Annotated in this window: 11 protein-coding genes; 7 read left to right on the top strand and 4 right to left on the bottom strand. The window is 45.8% G+C overall.

Annotated features, from left to right (window positions below; genetic code table 11):
• The 4 genes from B3Z75_RS05905 to B3Z75_RS05890 form a co-directional block, all read right to left on the bottom strand.
• A partial coding sequence (locus B3Z75_RS05905) for a RagB/SusD family nutrient uptake outer membrane protein (protein ID WP_294068625.1) occupies window positions 1-1,157 on the bottom strand: 1,157 nt, incomplete at its 3' end.
• Window positions 1,158-1,169: 12 nt separating this feature from the next.
• The gene (locus B3Z75_RS05900) at window positions 1,170-4,184 is read right to left on the bottom strand and encodes a SusC/RagA family TonB-linked outer membrane protein (RefSeq protein ID WP_294068623.1); all 3,015 of its coding nucleotides are present in this window, start codon (window positions 4,182-4,184) and stop codon (window positions 1,170-1,172) included.
• Between the two features lie 202 nt (window positions 4,185-4,386).
• Window positions 4,387-7,269: a triple tyrosine motif-containing protein gene (locus tag B3Z75_RS05895; protein ID WP_294068621.1), complete on the bottom strand. Its 2,883-nt coding sequence runs from the start codon at window positions 7,267-7,269 to the stop codon at window positions 4,387-4,389.
• Between the two features lie 29 nt (window positions 7,270-7,298).
• Window positions 7,299-8,114 carry a hypothetical protein gene (locus B3Z75_RS05890; protein ID WP_294068619.1) on the bottom strand — a complete coding sequence of 272 codons (816 nt, stop codon included), beginning with the start codon at window positions 8,112-8,114 and terminating at the stop codon, window positions 7,299-7,301.
• A gap of 65 nt (window positions 8,115-8,179) precedes the next feature.
• On the opposite strand from B3Z75_RS05890, the gene dut reads away from it, so the two are divergent.
• The 7 genes from dut to B3Z75_RS05855 all read left to right on the top strand — a co-directional run.
• The gene (gene dut / locus B3Z75_RS05885; protein WP_294068617.1) at window positions 8,180-8,614 is read left to right on the top strand and encodes a dUTP diphosphatase; all 435 of its coding nucleotides are present in this window, start codon (window positions 8,180-8,182) and stop codon (window positions 8,612-8,614) included.
• A gap of 16 nt (window positions 8,615-8,630) precedes the next feature.
• Window positions 8,631-10,376 (top strand): tetratricopeptide repeat protein, encoded by a 1,746-nt coding sequence (locus B3Z75_RS05880; RefSeq protein WP_294068616.1) that lies wholly within the window; start codon window positions 8,631-8,633, stop codon window positions 10,374-10,376.
• Window positions 10,377-10,444: 68 nt separating this feature from the next.
• Entirely contained in the window at window positions 10,445-11,293 is an 849-nt protein-coding gene (locus B3Z75_RS05875; RefSeq protein WP_294068614.1) for a DUF4292 domain-containing protein, read from the top strand.
• Complete coding sequence (locus B3Z75_RS05870) at window positions 11,290-12,648, top strand: murein hydrolase activator EnvC family protein (RefSeq protein ID WP_294068612.1); 1,359 nt, start codon at window positions 11,290-11,292, stop codon at window positions 12,646-12,648. Before B3Z75_RS05875 ends, B3Z75_RS05870 begins: the two co-directional genes overlap by 4 nt.
• A gap of 27 nt (window positions 12,649-12,675) precedes the next feature.
• Entirely contained in the window at window positions 12,676-13,956 is a 1,281-nt protein-coding gene (locus B3Z75_RS05865) for a nucleoside permease (protein WP_294068610.1), read from the top strand.
• Between the two features lie 225 nt (window positions 13,957-14,181).
• Complete coding sequence (locus tag B3Z75_RS05860; protein WP_294068608.1) at window positions 14,182-18,345, top strand: two-component regulator propeller domain-containing protein; 4,164 nt, start codon at window positions 14,182-14,184, stop codon at window positions 18,343-18,345.
• Between the two features lie 135 nt (window positions 18,346-18,480).
• On the top strand, window positions 18,481-20,525 hold a 2,045-nt coding region (locus B3Z75_RS05855), incomplete at its 3' end, for a TIM-barrel domain-containing protein (protein WP_294068606.1).

The following is a 20,525-nucleotide window of genomic DNA, read 5'->3' as shown; positions in this document are numbered from 1 at the left end:
CCTCCCTTGGTATAGGTGGCCCGCAGGCTGGGGTTGGTGTAAGCCTTCTTGTTATAGTACTTGTTGGTCACATCGGCGTTGGCGATTGGTTTCTCCCCATAGGGTTGATTGGCAGGGATGGAGGAAGGATCGCCCCCGGTCTTGATGAAGTAGAGCAGTGTTTCATCCTTTCGGGGATCTCCTGCCTCAAAAGCATCAGCCATCAGTTGGGTGGGTGTATGCCAGCCCCATCCCAGGTTCCATTCGCCGGCACCTCTGACACCCTGCACCTGTGCAAACTGGCTGCCGATATCATTAGAGCCAGGTTGTGAGGGGGTGGCGGTACATTGCAGCTCAAATACAGATTCGCTGCTGTTCTCTCCGGTTTCGCGAAAGATCTGATTGTAGGGGGTATTGAGATTATACAGACCAGACTGTATTACGTCTACGGATGCAACATTCATATTATTCCAATCGTTTCTCATCATATAGGTTCTGGCATGCAAAGCTCTGGCAGCACCCCAGGTAAGCCGGCCGGTGTAGACCGGAGCCCATTCCTTCGGCAGATGCGCTTCAGCTTCTGTAAGATCCGCATCAATAAGTGCATAGATCTCTGTTGCCGGTGATTTGGGGATATTGGCCTCCTCGGCATTCACGATCCGGAAATCGATCTTGGGTACATCACCGAAGGCGCGTACGAGGTTGAAGAAGGCGTATGCACGGAAGAAGTGGGCCTCGGAACGATTGATCAGATCTCCCTCCGAGAGGGTTCCGCTTTTCTTTTCTGCCTGCGTAATATCATCGAGGATCTTGTTGGCCAGGATAATGATCTCATAGTTGGCGGTCCAGTAGGAGCTGATCAGGCCGTTGGTGGCAATATATTCAAAATCGTCGAACATCCTGCCGTGGGCAGCCCCGTCGGCAGCGGTACTCCCTTTTTCGGCATCTTCTGAACGGAAGGCGTGTATTGCCAGGGCCGTGGTGCCGGAGGTGACATGAAAGCCGCGAATTTTGGCATAAAGGGTGAACACATCGGACTGAAAGGAGCCGCCGCTACCTTCGTCGCCCTCGACCCATTCTCCCTGCGGCTTCTGGTCCAGCAGGTCAGAGCAGCCGGACTGTGTCACTGTGGCCAACACTGCGATTAGTATCCAGAGATATATTCTATTATGTTTCATACTTATCTGCGATTAAAAAGTTAAGTTTAGTCCAAAGGTGTAAATCATCGGCATGGGATAGGTACCGCCATCGATACCGAATGCCAGGGCAGAGCCGCCGATTTCAGGGGTATATCCGGTATTCCGTGTCCAGGTCTTCAGGTTCTGCACATTGGCGAAGAGCCGAAGCGACTTGAGATATACTTTCTGCAGGAAGTCGGCCTCAAAGGTATATCCCAGCTGCACGTTGCGGATGCGGAAGAAGCTACCATCCTCGATGAAGTAATTGGAGTTAATCAGGTTGATGGATCGTGAAGGGTTGAGGATCGGCTCCCAGTTGGAGGTGCCTTCGCCGTGCCAACGGCCCATGCGGTTGGTCAGGTAGTTGAGTTGTGCATAGGTGGGATCGTCCCATGTGCGGTAGATCTCGTTGCCATATACTCCCATCATTTCCACGCCGAAGTCGAAGTTGCGGTAGTCCAGGTTGAGACTGAGCCCATAGGTAAAATCGGGTGTCGGGTTACCGATCATGGTACGGTCATCCTGTGTGATGGCTCCATCGCCATTTACATCCACAAACTTCAGATCACCCGGTGCCACGCTCCCCACGCTGTTGGGGTAATAGGTTTTCACATCTTCCCTGTTCTGGTAGACGCCGGCCACCTTATATCCGAAGAAGTGTCCCACGGGATAGCCTTCCAGAGATCGGGCAATCCCGTTGGCGGCAAAGATGGCATCATCCGGTCCGCGACCCAGCGAGAGTACTTTGTTGTCAATGGTGGTCAGGTTCCCCGAGATGGCGTAGTTGAGTCCATTGCTACCAAGCTTATCGCTCCATGAGGCTGAAATCTCCAGACCACGGTTACGTATCTCGCCAAGGTTCTCCAATGAGTTCTTGGCTCCGGAGAAGCCAGACAGCATTACAATGATATCTTTTGTGGTTTTATCATAAAATACCGGTTCCAGGCGCAGGCGGTTGTCGAGCAGGGTAATCTCGAATCCGGCCTCCCAGGCGTAGGTCTTCTCCCAGTTCAGGTTCTGGGGTAGATATTGTATCGAGTAGCCGGTGATGATATTGTCACCGAAGACGGCACTGCCGGTACTTTCAAGTCGCGGGTAGGTGGGGTAGTTGTAGCCACCGGTGTTCTGACTACCCAGTACACCCCATGACCCTTTGAACTTCAGGTAGTCAATCAAAGACTGATCTTTCATGAAATCCTCTTCCGAGGCGACCCATCCGGCGCCGAAGGAATAAAAGTTGTCCCAGGTATTGCCTACCGAGCGGAAGACCGAAGCACCATCGCGCCGGTAGGAGGCGTTAAAGAGGTAGCGATTCTGGTAGTTATAGAGTGCCCGCAGCAGGTAGGACATGGTGAATCGTTTGTACTGGCTGCCATTGTTGGACATCGACTTGTTGGAGAGCGAGGATATCCACCATTTGTTGATGTCGTTGTCTGGCACGGAGAAGATGATGTCTTCGATGTTCTGGCTACGGGATGCGCCCAACAAGGAATACTCGGTGAAGTTGGTGGTGACACCCGCGGTGGCGGTCAGGTTGTGGCTGCCAAAGGAGTTGTCGTAGGTGAGGATATAGTCACTTTGAGCCACAGCACGGGTCGATTTGGACTGGGAGACCGATTCACTGGTGGTGAGGTTCTCCGCACCCCCGATGTCCGGGTTGTAGACGGTGATGATGGGACTGAGACCACGATTCTCATTCACCGCATAGTCGAGTGAAAAGGTGCTCTTGAAGCTGAAATGGTTCAGAAAGTCTACCTCACCGTAGATGTTACCCGCCGCGCGATGGTTCAGAGCGATGGAATGGTTGGCCCTTGTCTCTACATCGATCAGGGGATTCCATACCTGTGCCCGCTGAAAATCGGGCAATGTGTGTAACAATTCACCTGTTTCGTTATAGATGGGAGCGATCGGTGCTGCCTTGATGGCTCCGCTTACTCCCTTGGCGTCGGTGGGTTTTGTCCGCGAGGCATTCACCTGGTAGCCAAAACGAAGTGCACTGCTTACACTGTATTCACTGCTCAGGTTGAGTGTCAGACGTGAGTACTCCTCATGCTTGATGTTACCTTCTTCAGCGGTATAGCCGATGCCGAGGTAAAAGCGACTCCTCTCACCCGAGCCGGTGATGCTTACGTTGTTATTGGTCAGGAAACCTTGCTGGAAAATCACATCCTGCCAGTCGGTATTGGCCTGCCAGTCAGTGTAATCAAAGCTTCCCAGCCCCTGGTTGATCCGCTGTTCGTCGTACAATTCGCGGAACTGTGCCGCGTTGGTCATCGGCATCTTGTGTGTAACCTCTTTAAAGCCGAGTGAGCTGTTGAAGTTTACCACGGTCTGTCCTCTTTTTGCCCGTTTCGTGTTTACAATGATGACGCCATTGGCACCGCGTACCCCAAAAATTGCCAACGAAGAGGGGTCTTTCAATATTTCCATCGATTCAATGTCTGCGGGATTCAGATAGTTTATGTTATCGGAAAACAGGCCGTCGACCACATACAAAGGGGAATAACCGTTAATAGAGTTTGTGCCCCGGATCCGCACCTCCGGATCCTGTCCCGCGCGACCGGAGTTTACAATCTGTACACCGGCAACTTTGCCCTGTACGGATGACAATAGGTTTGTTGTAGGACGGTTGGCAATCTCTTCGGCATTCACACTGACAATGGAGCCGGTCAAGTCTCTTTTCCGGGCGGTGCCGTAGCCGATCACGACCACTTCCTCCAGCGCCTGTACATCTTCCGACATGACCACATTCACCAAGGTCCGTCCGTTGAGGGATTCTTCAATCGTTGTCATCCCGATGTAGCTGAAGACAAGGGTCGCATCCGCCGGTACATTGGAGAGTGTGTAAGTTCCATCGACCCCGGTCACGGTGCCGAGGGTCGTTCCTTTCACCAATACGGTAACCCCTATAGCCGGGTCTCCCGTGGCTCCTTCCGTCACCGTTCCGGAGACGTTTATTTGCTGCTGTGCAAATAACATCATGGTGAACAGCAGGAGATTTAAAACTGTTGCAATTTTCAATTTCATGGATTCATAATTTTTGTTGAAAAAATCTTCGACACAAAATAATAAATTGCTTTCCGTCTTGTAAAATATATTGCCTCTTCAAAAATACTTTATGTTGTAAAGCATGTTTTTAAAGGATACTTTTTTACTACGTCGATAAGGTTAAAGTTTCAGATTATTAATTTATTATGAATTAGCATGTCGATAAGTGTACAGTAGCCATTTATTCGAATTTTATCATAAAATCGACCAGATTTTCGGCTTCGTTGAGATCCAGCTTTTTTCGTAGCCTGTATCGTGCAGCCTCTACTCCCCGGATGGAGATGTTCATCATCCCCGCAATCTCCTTGGAAGAGTAGTTCAAACGGAGTAGCGTGCAAAGTTTTAGATCTGATGGGGTGAGTGCGGGGTATCTCTCCTTGAGCTTTCGGAAGAAATTTTTGTGGATGAGGTCGAAGTTTTCCTGGAAGACGATCCATGCATCCTCTTCCGATAAGTTTTCTCCGATCATTGTCACCAACTCATTTCCTTCGCTGCGGTTGATTTTGCCTGTCAGCATACAGGATTGAATCCGTGCACGCAGATTTTTCAGAAATTCGGTATGATTGATAATCATCATGGTGGCGCTGGCCAGCTCCTTGCCTTTATAGGTGAGATCCGACTCCAGCTTCTCATTACGCAGTGCAGTAATTTCTTTTTCCTGTTTGTCAAGTTGTGCGAGCCGCCGGTTTTCCTGTTCAGAAAAAAGTTTGTTTTTTCTTTCGACTACTTTTTGTACATGATTTTCAATGAGAAGAACGGTGATAAATAAGATGAACAAGACATAGGAGAGATATGCCCACCAGGTTTTATACCATGGATTTTTAATCCGGAAGGTAAAACCGACCGTGGATAGTACCGCTCCTGAATTATCCCGTACACGTGCCTTCATGATATACTCACCGGCCGGCAGGTTATTGTAGGATATGGAAAGATCCTCGGCTGTATTTACCCATCTGCTATCGTAGCCGTCTAAAAAACATTCTACCCTGAATACATTTTTAGAATATTCGGGATACATAAACTGAAAACCAACGTCGTTATGCTGATAAGCAATAATTGCTTTTTTTCGTGGATCAAGATAGGAGGTTTGGTCATTTTTTCTGTCATAATACTCTGCTGACGAGAGGTATAAGGTGCTTCTTTTTTGTTTTGGCCCTTCAGTAAAAATATATCTTCCTATACCCCCATTCAGACAGAAATAGGTAGTCTGTTCATCGGCCACATACACATTGGCTCGTCCCATGTTGGGAGGATTGTTAAGAATGCTGTAAGGTATGCGATCGACCAGCCTGTATGTGTCTCCGGAGGAAGATACCAGGGCATACTCTGTGTTGCGGATGAACCAGTGTAGCGTATCGTTTATGGAGACAATCCGGTAGGTATCGGCAAAATCGGGCAGATACCTGTTTAACAAGTCATACGGAATAATTTTTCCGTGTATGTCGTCATAAGTGTAAAAACGGTTCCCGTCGGTAAACACGATACGTCCTTTCAGTTTCATTACCTTTACAGGATCGGGTAGTGCTGTTTTCGCACTATCGAGCGACTGGTAATTTTCAATCTCCACGACTTTTCGAAGTGCATTGTCGAGCCGTAAACGATAGACTCCCTTGTACATGTGTCCGGCCCAGATGTTTCCGGTGTGGTCTGGCTCAAGGTTTTTGATAAGGTCCAGGAATCCTTCTGCCCGGTGGCTGAAAATCCACTTGCCGGCCAAAGTCTGGGTATATATGTACAATGAGGTATATGTTGATTCAAGAAGAACATTTTTCCCGTTGATGACTGCCTGTTTTATATCCATCCCGCCGGTCTGGGCTTCCGGAATCACTTTCTCCTTGCCGTTCTCAAGAAGTGAAGTACCCAAATTGTGACCGACGAAGATCTGATTCCCGAAAGTTCTGATGAACCATGCCTGAGTATCGAACTCTGGCAGGCGAAAGAAGTTTTTCTCAGCTTCTGAATAATGATAAATTCCCTGGTTTGTGGCCACATAGAGGTTGTTCCGATGGAAAAGGATATCCTCTACCAAACCTATCTGTACATCGTTAGGTTCAAAAATAGTAAAAGGCGATTGGGTTCGAATGTATGAGATGCCGTTGTCGAGGGCTACCCAGATGTTGTGTTCTCTGTCGCTGTATAAAGCCAATATGGTATTATTGTTCAGTCCGCTGCTCCGGCTGACATGCCACAGTTTGTTCCCTTTCCTGTCAACGGCGTAGAGCCCGCTGTTGAGTGTTCCGAATATATATTGTTCATTGGCCGAAAAAATGGCCCGGTTGATGATGGCTCCCGTTAAGTCCGGCTCTATGGATGTTTTCCAGGGGGTAAGTGTCTGTGTATCCTCTGAAAACCGGTAGAGGCCGCTTTTAGATGTTATCAGTAGGTATTCATCATCGAAAGGTAAGACCGCCACCACATTGTCATCTTTAAGCTGATCACGTGTCAGAATGTGGTGAAACTTGTCTCCGTCGAAACGATAGAAATCGTTGTTGATTAACTGTGCAAACATGTCATCGCCTACGGGGAAGAAATACAACACTGCCGGATGAGGGCTCAGTGTGGTTACCTTCTTCCCGTCATAGGCGAAAACAGCTGAAAACGACTGGAAGTAGATATTGCCCTTGAAGGGATGAATTGTCCATATTTCATCGTTGTGAAACGTGTAATCTTTTACCAGACTTTTGACAGAGTGGTAAATAAGTTGATTTTTTTCGTCGTACTCAAAATACCCGAACTCTTCGAATGAACCCACGTAAATGCGTTCAGGTGAAGCGTCCGAATCGATATAAATTGATTTTACGGAAAGATTGTTTGGTAGCTTGTGCAGTTTCCAGTTTATCCCCTCAAAACTTAGCAGTCCGTTGTTATTCCCTACATAGATTACGCCGTTGCTCCCCTGTGCAACAGCCCAGTTCTGGTTCCCTGCCTTGTAATTGCCAGTCGTATAGTTATAAACGGGAGGTATGAAGGGGATCTCCTGTGCACGGCCCGTGAGGCTGAGCGCGGTGAGCATAACGGTGATGAGTGCCGTGCAAAAATATTTTTTACTGGCTGATTGCCTCATGATGCCGGAAATACGGTGGAACAGATGGTTTACTTTTTCTCCAGTAAATGGGCGATTTCTTTCTCGCTTAGTATCTTTACATTTGTAAAGAGAAATTTTGGATCCAGAAAATTACCATATTGGTTGCACTCGGCAACAGCAGCATTGAGACTCGATTTTGCGTCGTTGTCGAAAGAAAAAAGCATCAGTATGGTAAAATAATTATCTTTTATTTCGAATTTTTCAATGACTATTTCTCCTTTTTGCAGCTGGAAAATAAATTCACGTTCCACTATTTCTCTTTGCAGATCCGAAAGAGGCTGTCTGTCTTGCGTGGTGAACAGAGCAAAAAAACGCAGTTTCTTGTCGTGCCCTCCCAGTCCCGAGGAGATATAAATCTGCTGATGTCCCGACAGATCGGAGCTCAGGACAATGCGGCTACTTACCAGGGCCATCGAGGACCAGTTGAGCAGTTCGGGTTCCAGCGGACTGCTGTGATAGGTTTCAATGGAGCGGTAGGCACCCACGTCGGGGATGGAAGCCAGCAGCGTCAGACTCCTTTTTTTGCGTTCAATCGACTCGTATGGAGAAAACAACACCGCCACTTCTTCGTCGCGTTCAAAGGGGCTGTTCTCTTTTCTCAATCTGTCGAAATACCGGAAATAGTCCATCTGCTCCTCAATAGGTACCAGGTCCTCGAGGATATGAAACGAGTCGATTCCTTGTTCGTTCAACGTTTGGCGTAACTTGGCCAGTAGGTCGTCTTGTCCGCTCATATACGCAAAGATAGAATATTTTTTGTAGTTCACGAATGGTGTAGCTCTTAAATGTTGCCTGCAGCTCCTTTCAATTTGCTTAAAATTCATCAAATTGGCCCTTTATTCCTCAGAATTGTATAAATTCGCACAATTGAATTGAACAGACTCCTCCGATGAAGATTAAAATAGTCAACTCGTCCAGACATCCATTGCCGGAATATGCGACCGCTTTTGCTGCAGGTATGGATTTGCGTGCCAACGTTTCGCAGCCGGTGGTGTTGAAACCGCTGGAACGGGCGCTGGTGCCCACAGGTATTTATATTGAGCTTCCAATAGGATTTGAAGCGCAGATCCGTCCGCGCAGTGGCCTTGCTATAAAACATGGAATTGGCATCGTGAATGCTCCGGGAACGATTGATGCCGACTATCGTGGAGAGATCCGGGTGATCCTGGTCAACCTCTCGAATGAAGAGTATGTTGTCAACGACGGGGAACGAATCTGTCAGATGGTCATTGCGCAACATGCAATGGTTGAATGGGAGCAGGTCGATTCACTGGAAGAAACAGAACGGGGCGCCGGCGGGTTTGGACATACCGGCAAAAAATAATAACCGAAGCAACAAAATGGCCCATATAACCGCGTTATACAGAAAATCAGTCTCTCTTTTATTGCTTTTCCTTCTTGCCGGGATGGTGCCCCTGATGGCATTGATACAGCAGGATGCGGAAGCATTGTCCCTCAAGGAGGAAGACCGCCGCAAATTCGACTATTTTTTCTACCAGGCTTTGAATGCCAAAACGCAGGGAAAGTATGATGAGGCTATGGATCTTTTGCAGTATTGCCATACGTTGGATTCAACCAACGCCAATGTGCTGGTGGAGCTGGGGACGTTTTACAACGTCTTGCAAGACAAAGACAAGGCGCTGACATATTTTCGGAAAGCCGTTCGTTATGATGCTTCCAATTATTACTACAACATGATGCTTGCCGGTTTGAGTAAGGAGCTGGGTTTGAAGCAGGAGGTGGTGGATATTTACAGTGCTTTGGCAGAGGAGCATCCTGGCAAGCCGGAGCTCCAGTTCGAACTGGCCAATGCTTATGCAGACAATGGAGAGCTTCAGAAAGCTATTGATGCGCTCAATAAGCTGGAAAAGAGTACCGGAATATCCGAAATAATCACATTAAATAAGTACCGCCTCTATTCGCTGATGAATAAGAAGGAGAAGGCGTTCGACGAAATTCAGCAAATTATTGATAAGAACCCTGCCGACCCCAGGTATCTGATCCTCATGGGTGATCTTTATCTGGAAGATAATCAGCCCGTGAAGGCTTTGGATTACTACGAAAAGGCGCAGCTAATTGATCAGCAATATCCTGCGCTCATCCTTTCCATGGTCAACTATTACGAAAAAACGAATAACAAAACAGCTGCCCAGACAGAATTACAGAAAGCCATTACCAGCTCCTCACTCGATGTGGAGACGAAGCTGCAGCTTCTCACCCGTTATCTCGGAATCCTGCAGCAGAGCCAACAGGACCTGAAACAGGCCAATCTCTTGTTTGAAACCCTTTTTGTACAATATCCCAGTAATTCGCAGCTAAATATGATTTATGGCAATGCTTTGGTGTTGCAGGGTGACAAAGCCGGTGCCATGAAACAGTTTGAAATATATGCCAAAGAAAACCCCACCGATCCTGCCGGATACGATCAGATGATCCGCCTCGCATTGGCGGAAGAAGATCTGAAAAAGATCCAGGAAATAACGACCGAGGCGCTGAAACATCTTCCGCAGGAGCCGCAGTTTTATTTTTATCTTGGAGCTGCCCATTATCAACAGGGAAATTATGAGAAGGCTTTGCATGTTTTTGAGGAAGGACTGAAAAATGCGATCATCAGCAATCCTTTGTTAGAATCAGACTTTCATGGCCAGATTGGCGATCTGAATTATTTCCTGGGTAATAAGGAAGCTGCTTTCCTGAGTTACGAAAAATCGTTAAAACTGAATCCGCAGAATCTTTCTGTTTTAAACAATTATAGTTATTATCTGTCATTGGAAAAGAAGGACCTTGATAAAGCCGAACAGATGAGTGGCATCACCATTAAGGCGGAGCCAATGAATCCTACCTTCCTTGACACGTACGGGTGGGTGTTGTATGAGCAGGGCTCCTACTTCATGGCAAAGATTTACATTGAGAAAGCCATTGAGTACGGCAAAGAGAATCCCTCAGCAGAAGTTTTTGAGCATTATGGTGATGTCCTTTACCAAACGGGAGATAAAGAGAAAGCCCTGGAGTATTGGAAAAAGGCAAAGGAATTGGGCAATGCTTCCAGCAAGCTCGATAAAAAAATAGAAGCCGGCACGTTGTAATGTCTTTTAATCGATGGATGCCGGTCGTCCCGTGATCCCGGGAGAAAGAAAATAGAAAAATATTCATAATGAAAGCAATAAGGTGTAAACAAATTTTGTTTATCTGTCTTTTATCAGGGCTCGCCTTGAATGCGTGTAAGCCCAGGCAGCAGATCGTCTATTCCACTTCGCCCGTAGAGGATAAGGCTAATAATCAGATTTTTAGTGACATTATTACCAATGAATTCCAATACAATACTTTTACTGCGAAGCTGAACATGAATCTTACCACCGGCACTAAATCACTTAGTTCCAAAGCCAATATCCGGATCATCAAGGACAACGCACTACAGATATCAATACAGCCGTTGTTTGGAGTGGAGATGTTCCGATTTTATATCAATCCCGATACAGTGATGGTGGTCGACAGAATGAACAAACGCTACGTGATGGAATCCATTGCAACTTTGAAAGAGATCTATCCCGTTGGGTTCGACTTTTACACCATGCAGTCGGTATTCACCAATGCCCTTTTTGTCTCGGGAAAAGAGCGTCCCGAATTACCGGATTACCGCAAATTCAACTATATCCAGACCTCCGACCAATGTTATTACATCACATCAAAAGATGCCGACTCGGGTATCGATTACTCCTTCACCGTAAACGGCGACGACCGCATCACTTTTACGCATTTGATGCAACATCAGAAAAAACAATCGCTGCAGTGGGGGTATCATAACTTTGTCCTTTTAGATGATTTTATCTTCCCCAGCAAGATGAATATAACCCTTTCCTCCTCCTCCCGCAAAATTGACGCAGAGTTGCTTTTCTCAGACATTGCTACCGACGAACCGCTTCAGCTGGCAATGAATGTGCCGGCGGGCTATACGAAAACAACTGTTGAAGAAATACTAAAAATCTTTTCCCTGAATCAATGAGACGGCTTTTTGTCATTTTCCATTTTTTTGCTGCTGTTTTTCTTTCGTTCTCTCAAAACCCACAGATTGAACGTTTGCAAAAACAACAGCAGGTGCTGCAGGAAGAGATAAAAAACACGAATAAGCTTTATCTGAACGTCAAAAAACAGACAACCACCATTTTAGACCGTATAAACCTGATCAACAAGCAAATTGCTGCCCGCAAAGAGCTCATTGACGCTCAGCAGGCAGAGATCAGGGCCTTACAGCAGGAGGAGTCGCGACTGGAAGCAGAAATTACCCGGCTCAACAAAGAGCTGAAAAAAAAGCAGGACAATTATGCCAATGCCGTACAGGGGATGCTGAAACACAACGTGAACCAAAACAAGTTGTTTTTTATTCTCTCCGGAAAATCACTTGGTGAATCGCTACGCAGAATGCAATATCTGCGCGAGTACTCCAAGTGGCAGAAGTCGCAAGGCGAAGAGATCAAAAGGCAAAATGCCGCGATCGCCATCAGGAAGGAAGAGCTGGCAAAGGCCAGGGATGATAAGGAGAAGGCTTTGCTTGCAATCCAGTCTGAGCAGCAACGGCTCCGGAACGAAGAAAAAACAAAACAGTCAGAAATGACAGCTGTGAGAGGACAGCAACAGCAGCTCCAAAAAGCGTTAAAGGAAAAGCAACAACAGGCGAACCAGCTGAATGCTCAGATTGAAAAGCTTATTGCAGAGGAGGTGGCACGACAAGAACGGGAAGCCGAAGCAAGAAGGCTTGCAGCCGAAGCGGAGCGTCGCAGAAAGGCCGACGAATTGGCTGCTAAATCGCCGCGTGAAACAGGGAGCAGCAAAACAAACAAAGAAACGACCTCTTCGTCTGCTGAGAAAGAATCCTCCCGTGTAACAAGTGCTGCGCCCCGCATAGAGGCCGATAAAAGTACGGCCTCCTCCGAAACTTTTAAGCTTTCAAACAACTTTGCGTCCAACAAGGGGAAACTGCCGATGCCCGTCACCGGAACCGCTTCCATTGTCGGCAACTTCGGTGCGAAGAAACACAACGAGTGGAACGTGACCACCAACAGCAACGGAATCGACATCCAGGCACAAAAGGGAGCCAGTATACGGTCGGTTTTCGACGGGGAGGTGTCGAAAGTTTTTTCCTTCCCAGGTTCCAACACCTGCGTCATCGTGCGTCATGGCGAGTATTATACCTTCTATGCCAATATATACGATCTATTTGTAAAACAGGGAGATAAAGTGAAGACGGGGCAGTCGTTGGGGCGTATTTTTACCGATCCCGACACAAATATTTCCGCCATGCACTTTCAATTGTGGCAAAAGACAACCAAATTGAATCCGGCGCCCTGGCTCAGCAGGTAACAAACAAATAACATTTAAATCATCCATATGTCGTTGAAAATTCGGCTGATCATTATGAATTTCCTCCAATTTGCCGTTTGGGGGGCTTATCTGACTTCCATGTCGCGTTATCTGGGGCCTGTGGGGTTAGGATCTCACATTGGAATCTTTTATTCGGTGCAGGGTATTGTGTCCATCTTTATGCCGGCGGTGATAGGCATCATTGCCGACCGGTGGGTGCCGGCGCAGAAATTACTGGGTATGTGCCACCTGATGGCTGCCGCTTTCATGCTTGCTGCAGGGTTGTATGGCTTTGAGGCAAGTGTTGATGTCTCTTTTCCGGTGCTTTTTACGCTCTATACCCTGAGTGTGGCTTTTTATATGCCCACGCTTGCGTTATCCAATTCCGTCGCATACACCATTTTGGAAAGGGGAGGAATGGATACGGTCAAAGCATTTCCACCCATCCGTGTTTTCGGCACTGTCGGGTTTATCTGTACCATGTGGCTGGTAGATGTGGTTGGTTTTCAGACCTCTGCGATGCAGTTTGTGATGAGTGGCGCCATCGGTTTGGTACTGGGGGGGTATGCTTTCACGCTGCCCAATTGTCCCGTCAGTACCGACACAAAAGATAAAACCCTGTTTCAAGCCTTGGGGCTGGATGCATTTAAATTGTTCAAACAGCGCAAGATGGCACTGTTTTTTATCTTCTCCATGTTTTTGGGTGTCTCCCTGCAGATCACCAATGGTTTTGCCAACCCGTTCATCGCCAGTTTTGAAGCTTTGCCGCAATATGCCAATACGTTCGGAGTGAAACATGCCAATATGCTGATCTCATTGTCCCAAATATCGGAAGCACTCTGTATTTTGCTGATCCCCTTCTTTTTGAAGCGATATGGAATTAAGAATGTCATGCTCATCGCCATGTTTGCCTGGGTACTCCGTTTCGGACTTTTCGGCCTTGGAAATCCGGGTAACGGAGTTTGGTTGCTGATCTTCTCCATGTTGGTTTATGGTGTAGCATTCGATTTTTTCAATGTTTCCGGATCGCTATTTGTCGACAAAGAAACACCCCATCATATACGAGCCAGTGCGCAGGGAATGTTCATGTTGATGACAAATGGGATAGGAGCCACTGTTGGAACACTCGGTGCACAATGGGTGGTCAATCAGTTCACACATTGGCAGGATGTGGTTGTCGAAGGACAAACAAAATCACTCATGGTTGGTGACTGGCAGTCCGTCTGGTTTGTTTTTGCCGGATATGCCTTGTTGGTAGCCCTCCTGTTTGCCCTCCTCTTCCGCTATAAACACGAACGTACACCCTAAATATTTGATTTAATCTTCGCTAGCTGTTTGTGTGCAGCTAAGTTCTAATCTGTCAGCTTTTTACATTTCATTATAGCTCACGTGAGCTAAAGCGTGCAGTGAGTAATCTATTCGCGAATCTTCTATACATGATTTAGCTATTTAGCTAATTTTTATTATGTTTGTGATGCAAGCGGTCAATAACCATTGAGTTGCGAAAAGTTGCCCGCCGTAAAGGTTGAACCAATGATGAGACTATACCGTTTTATCTTACCAATCCTCTTTTTCGCTAGTTGTTACCCATCTCTTTTGGGCCAATCATCCTGGCTTTTTAAACAACTGGCGGTTCGTGATGGGCTTTCTCATAACCAGATCAATCATATTTTTAAGGATAGCAGGGGGTTTATGTGGTTTTCTACCGCATCGGGTTTGAACAGATATGACGGAAATAAATTTAAAGTATTTAGTTACAATCCCAACGATGAAAATTCATTGCCCGACAACCTGATCCTTGGTGTTCAAGAGGATATAACGGGGCGACTCTGGATTCATACGGCCAACGGATACACCGTTTATAATCCCGAAATAGAGAAATTCGAAAAAAGTACGTTGCTGTTGAAAGAGATGGGCATCACCAATCCAGTCGATCTCATTTTTATTGATGATGATAAAAATGTGTGGTGTTATGTGACTGCATCAGGTTTCTACAGGTATCATGCCGATAGCGGTCAACTGGTGTTCTTTCCTCAAGATGGGCAACCGGGAAATTTGGACATCGGAACGATTACCGACCTAAAAGAGTCGGAAAGCAATTATTTTTTTGTTTTTCGATCGGGATTGATCCAATATATGGATAAAAAAAGTTTAAAAGTCAATAATTCTGATAACTTTATTCTGAATCATCAGCATGCTAATTCAGTTAATTATCAGGCTTTTGTCGACTCGGACAACGACCTGTGGATCTATTCCGATATGCCGTTGGGGGCATGGTTTTATGATTCGCGACAATATGAGTGGAAGTGTGTGGGATCCCAACAAAGTGATTTCCCCTTTTTCTTAACAAGTGACATGATTCAGGATATCATTCAGGATTCCGCCGGACTTATCTGGATGGCAACCGATCATGGTGGTATCGATATCATCGATAAAAAAGACAACAAGCTGATCAATTTGCAGAATCAGCCTTACGATGAACGAAGTATTGCGCACAACAGTATCAATTGTATTTATGCCGATCAGAAAGATATAATATGGGTAGGTACCTATAAAAACGGGATTTCCTATTTCAGTGAGAGTATCTACAAATTTGGTATCGATCATTTACATTATTTCAACAAAATTGATCACTTTAAACCCGATGTGAATTCCATTATTAAAGATGAGGACGAAAACATCTGGATCGGATCCAATGGAAGCGGATTGGTACATTTAAACAGAAAGGACGGATATTATCGTCTCTACAGTCATGATCCCTCCAATAGTTCCTCTTTGACCAGCAATATTGTCGTTAGCCTCTGTGCCGCAAAAAGCGGAAAAATATGGATTGGTACTTACTTGTCGGGTATGGATTGTTTCGACGGAAAAAAGTTTGTTCACTATCGTCACGACCCAAACAACCCAAACAGCCTTGCCAACAACAATGTATGGTCGATCGTGGAAGATAGGTCGGGGATGATCTGGATTGGTACATTGGGAAGCGGTTTACAGCGATTCAACCCGGAAAACGGACAATTTACCACTTTCAACAACAGCATCAAGCAACAACTGTCATCTGAGTTCATTTCATCGATCTGCCTGGGTAAAAACGACCGTTTGATACTCGGAACAGCCATTGGGCTGACAATCTTTGATATAAAAAACGAACATTTCGAGATTCTCCAATCCAACCGCAGAGGAGATCAGTTTTTTACCAATCTGAATGTGAATCATGTCTTTGAAGATAGCCGCGGGCTGATCTGGATCGGTACACGGAATGGCTTGAATATCTGGGATCCGAAACAGGATAAAATCACCCAATTGTACAAAAGTGATGGCCTGGCCGATAATGTCATCTCCGGGATTGTGGAAGATAATCAGCACAATATGTGGATCACCACTTCCAACGGTATATCAAATATTATGATTCATGCCCATTCAATAACCGGCGAATATCATTTTTCTTTTGTAAATTATCGTGAAGAAGACGGCTTGCAGAGTCACGAGTTTAATCTGCGGTCGGTCTTCAAATCTCCAGATGGTGAAATTTTGCTTGGCGGAACCAGGGGATTTAATTTTTTTAATCCCGAAAACATTCGTTATAACACATCACAACCCAAGGTGCTCTTTACCGGGCTAAGGCTCTTTAATGAAGAGGTTGAGGTTGGGGTTGAATATCAAGGTAACAGAATTCTGGAATCGGACTTAAATCGGGTAGAAGAGGTCACTTTTAAATATAGACAGAATGTTTTTTCTGTCGAGTTTTCAGCCATGAATTATGTCCTTCCCGAAAAAACGACCTACGCCTATATGCTGGAAGGATTTAATACGGATTGGTTAATCACTGATCCCGGTGTCCATAGTGTAACATATACCAACCTTGCCCCCGGAGACTATACGCTCAGCGTAAAGGCGGCAAACAGCGATGGCTTTTGGAGTGAAGACTCAGCTGTGCTCCATATTCATATAAAACCACCGTTCTGGCTCTCTCCCCTGGCCTATATCTTCTATTTCCTCTTGTTGATGATGATCCTGTTGTTGGCACGATACATGATTATACGTAACGAACAGCAGAAATTTAAAATGAAGCAAATAGAACTGGAAGCGGAACGAAAACATGAAATCGATGACATGAAACTTCGTTTCTTTACCAATGTCAGTCATGAACTGCGAACACCACTGACATTGATTCTGTCGCCCCTGGAAAATATGATGAAGTCGGCAGCAGATGGTCATCAAAAACAGCAACTCTCTCTGATCCACAAAAATGCCATTCGACTGTTGAATATGGTCAACCAGTTGCTTGATTTTCGAAAAAGCGATGTGAATGACTACGCCTTGAATTTATCCTATGGCGACATCATCTCATTCCTGCGAAATTCCTGTAGCCATTTTGCCGAATATGCCGAAAAAAAGAATATCCGATTGACCTTTTACTCCTCTGTGGATAAATTGAGCATGGTATTCGATGAAGATAAAATGGGGAAAATAATGATGAATCTTCTCTCTAACGCCATCAAATTTACCGAGAAGAATGGAACTGTGGATGTAGTTGCGAAAGTTTTACCAAAAGGGAGTGATGACGAGCTGGACCGGCTAGAGATCAGGGTTATAGATAGTGGCCTAGGGGTAAAGGAGGAGGAGAAAAGGAGAATTTTTGAACGTTTTTACCAGGGTGAAGTCAGAAATGAGGATTCTCCTGGAAGTGGTATCGGGCTCCACATCGTAAAAGAATTTGTCTCTCTTTGTAAAGGCTCCATTCAGGTGTATGACAATGTGCCCAAAGGAAGCCAGTTCGTACTTCTTTTTCCAGTAGAGAGGCTGGAGTATATTGTGTCACAGCCTGCTGCGGAAAAAGAACAGATGGATGATCCGGATGAGGGTGCAGTCAACGGAGAAAACGAAGATATGGCGCAAAGGAATGAAACAACGATTCTTCTGGTGGATGATAACGATGATTTTCGTTATTTTATGAGGGATACACTGAAAAAAGATTTTTCGCTGCTCGATGCTTCGAATGGAAAAGAAGCGTGGGAAAAAATAGTTGAATTTTCTCCGGACATTATCATCAGTGATGTGATGATGCCCGAGATGGATGGATACGAATTGTGCGAAAAGGTAAAAAACGATGTGCGCACATCGCACATTCCTCTAATCTTACTTACGGCACACACAGCCCAGGAGCAGGAGCTGCACGGTTTGGAAAAAGGAGCCGACGACTACATTACGAAACCATTTAACTTAGACATTCTCTCGCTCCGGATACATAAAATGTTGGAATTAAGATCTTACCGTCAGCAACGATTCAAAAATCAGATTAATATTCAACCTGCTGACATAACCATCACTCCGTTGGATGAGAAATTAATAAAGAATGCCATAAAATTGGTGGAGGAGTATATCTCCGATAGCGAATTCTCCGTAGAAAAACTGAGTAAGGAGCTGGGAATAAGCAGGGTGCATCTCTATAAGAAAATGATCTCCATCACCGGGAAAAGTCCCATTGAATTTATCCGCATTATCCGTCTCAAACGTGCTGCTCAACTATTGAGGGAAAGTCAGCTTCATATCTCCGAAATAGCGTATCAGGTAGGCTTTAACAATCCTAAAAATTTCAGCAAATACTTTAAAGAGGAATTTAATGTTTTACCCTCTCAATATCAAAATAACCCTTCCTTATTTTCTGATGGCAAACCCGGTAATAAACCTAAGTAACACCGGTAAACATTTAACATACTTTGCGGAAACAAAACTACCCATTCGGTTAACAAAACCCACAGTCAGCGAAGACATAGAGAAGATGCTCTCACGCCTATTATGATTAATTTTACAAAAAAATAATTATAATACATGGAGCGCATTTTTCATATCGCACTGGGTATCCTCTTTTTTTTCTCCTGTACCTCACCGGGACTCGAGAGGGTAGAAAACGGAATCATCGTTCGGTTGAAACAGGATAACAGCTCGGGTGTACAAGCCATCCGCTTACAGGTGGTTAACGAGCAGATCATCCACGTTTCGGCCACCAGCCAGAAAGATTTCACCCGGGAGAAAAGTCTGATAACCCGGCCGGATTTAACTTTTACGGACAACTTCACTGTGGAAGAGGAAGAGGACACGATCATCCTCTCCACCGATTCTTTGGATGTGACTATTCACAGAACGACGGGTGAAATAGCATTTCTAAATAAAAAAGGTGAAACTCTTCTACAAGAAAATAAGGGTGGCGGAAAAACACTGACGCCCATTGAAGTAGAAGGGACCAAAGGGTACACCGTGCATCAACTGTTTGAGTCGTCCGATGACGAAGCATTCTATGGCCTGGGGCAGCATCAGGCCGACGACTTCAACTACAAAGGAAAAAATGAATCGCTGTTTCAGTACAACACCAAAGTATCCGTACCTTTTGTGATATCCAACAAAAATTATGGCATCGTATGGGATAATTATTCGCTGACGAAATTTGGCGATGTACGCGATTATGCCGACCTCGATCAGTTCAGACTTTATGGTAGTGATGGGACAGAGGGAGGTCTCACGGCTGTATACACGAAAAAGAACGACCCCTCACAAACAATAGTACGCCAGGAAAGTAGGCTCGATTATCAGTTTCTGTCGTTGTTGCATAATTTCCCCGAGGGTTTTGATCTGAATCACGCAAATGTTGTCTGGAGCGGCGAGATGGAAGCTCCCGAAAGCGGATTGTACCGCTTCTTCCTTCATTATGCCGGTTATATCAGGGTATATCTCAACAATGAACCGGTGGTGGAGGAGCGCTGGCGTACTGCCTGGAACCCCAACAGCTATAAGTTTGACTATCTCTTTCGAAAAGGTGAAAGAGTACCATTGCGTGTAGAATGGGAACCCGATGGTGGTGTATCCTATATTGCGTTAAAAGCGTTGAGTCCCGTCGCTGATGAAGAACAGAATAAACTATCTCTTTGGAGTGAGATGGGAAATGGTATCGATTACTATTTCGTGGCGGGCAACAACATGGACGATGTCATCAGCGGATACAGAACCCTTACCGGAAAATCGCAGATTATGCCCAAATGGGCCATGGGTTTCTGGCAAAGCCGCGAACGCTACAAAACACAAGAGGAAGTGGTGGAAACCCTCGCTGAATTCAGAAAACGAGGGATACCCATCGATAACATCGTGCAAGATTGGAGCTACTGGCCGGAACCGGAATGGGGCAGCCACAAGTTCGACGCGGAACGATTCCCCGATCCGAAAGGGATGATCGACAAAATACATGAAATGAATGCACGGATTATGATCTCCGTATGGCCCAAATTTTATCTCAATACCGATCACTACAAGGCGTTCGACAAAAACGGCTGGATGTATCAACAGGCTGTGAAAGACAGCATCCGTGATTGGATCGGACAGGGTTATATCGGTTCTTTTTATGATGCTTACGCCGAAGGGGCACGCAAACTATTCTGGGAACAACTTAATGAAAACTTATACTCCCTTGGTATCGATGCCTGGTGGATGGATGCTTCCGAACCCAATATTCAGGATAATACCGACATGGAATACCGGAAAAAGCTGTGTGGTCCCACAGCACTCGGCCCATCCACAAAATACTTCAATGCATATTCATTGGTCAATGCCGAAGCGATTTACGAGGGACAGCGGGGTGTGAACCCCGATGACCGTGTCTTTCTGCTGACCCGTTCGGGTTTTACCGGTATTCAACGCTATTCCACCGCTGTTTGGAGCGGGGATATCGGTACCCGCTGGGAAGATATGAAGGCACAGATCTCCGCCGGTCTCAACTTTGCATTGTCCGGTATCCCTTACTGGACGATGGATATCGGCGGATTTTGTGTGGAAAAAAGATACGAGCAGGGACAACGTCACTATCTGGCGACCGGAGTTGAGAATGA

This window comes from Proteiniphilum sp. UBA1028 (assembly GCF_002316955.1).
Taxonomy (GTDB): domain Bacteria; phylum Bacteroidota; class Bacteroidia; order Bacteroidales; family Dysgonomonadaceae; genus Proteiniphilum.
Note: the sequence above shows the minus strand (reverse complement) of the source record. Positions and strands in the feature narration are given on the sequence as shown.

What these genes read in the sequence shown, in the direction of transcription:
- B3Z75_RS05900 (WP_294068623.1), bottom strand. Translation starts at nt 4,184, where the DNA reads ATGAAATTGAAAATTGCAACAGTTTTAAATCTCCTGCTGTTCACCATG.
- B3Z75_RS05895 (WP_294068621.1), bottom strand. Translation starts at nt 7,269, where the DNA reads ATGAGGCAATCAGCCAGTAAAAAATATTTTTGCACGGCACTCATCACC.
- B3Z75_RS05890 (WP_294068619.1), bottom strand. Translation starts at nt 8,114, where the DNA reads ATGAATTTTAAGCAAATTGAAAGGAGCTGCAGGCAACATTTAAGAGCT.
- dut (WP_294068617.1), top strand. Translation starts at nt 8,180, where the DNA reads ATGAAGATTAAAATAGTCAACTCGTCCAGACATCCATTGCCGGAATAT.
- B3Z75_RS05880 (WP_294068616.1), top strand. Translation starts at nt 8,631, where the DNA reads ATGGCCCATATAACCGCGTTATACAGAAAATCAGTCTCTCTTTTATTG.
- B3Z75_RS05875 (WP_294068614.1), top strand. Translation starts at nt 10,445, where the DNA reads ATGAAAGCAATAAGGTGTAAACAAATTTTGTTTATCTGTCTTTTATCA.
- B3Z75_RS05870 (WP_294068612.1), top strand. Translation starts at nt 11,290, where the DNA reads ATGAGACGGCTTTTTGTCATTTTCCATTTTTTTGCTGCTGTTTTTCTT.
- B3Z75_RS05865 (WP_294068610.1), top strand. Translation starts at nt 12,676, where the DNA reads ATGTCGTTGAAAATTCGGCTGATCATTATGAATTTCCTCCAATTTGCC.
- B3Z75_RS05860 (WP_294068608.1), top strand. Translation starts at nt 14,182, where the DNA reads ATGATGAGACTATACCGTTTTATCTTACCAATCCTCTTTTTCGCTAGT.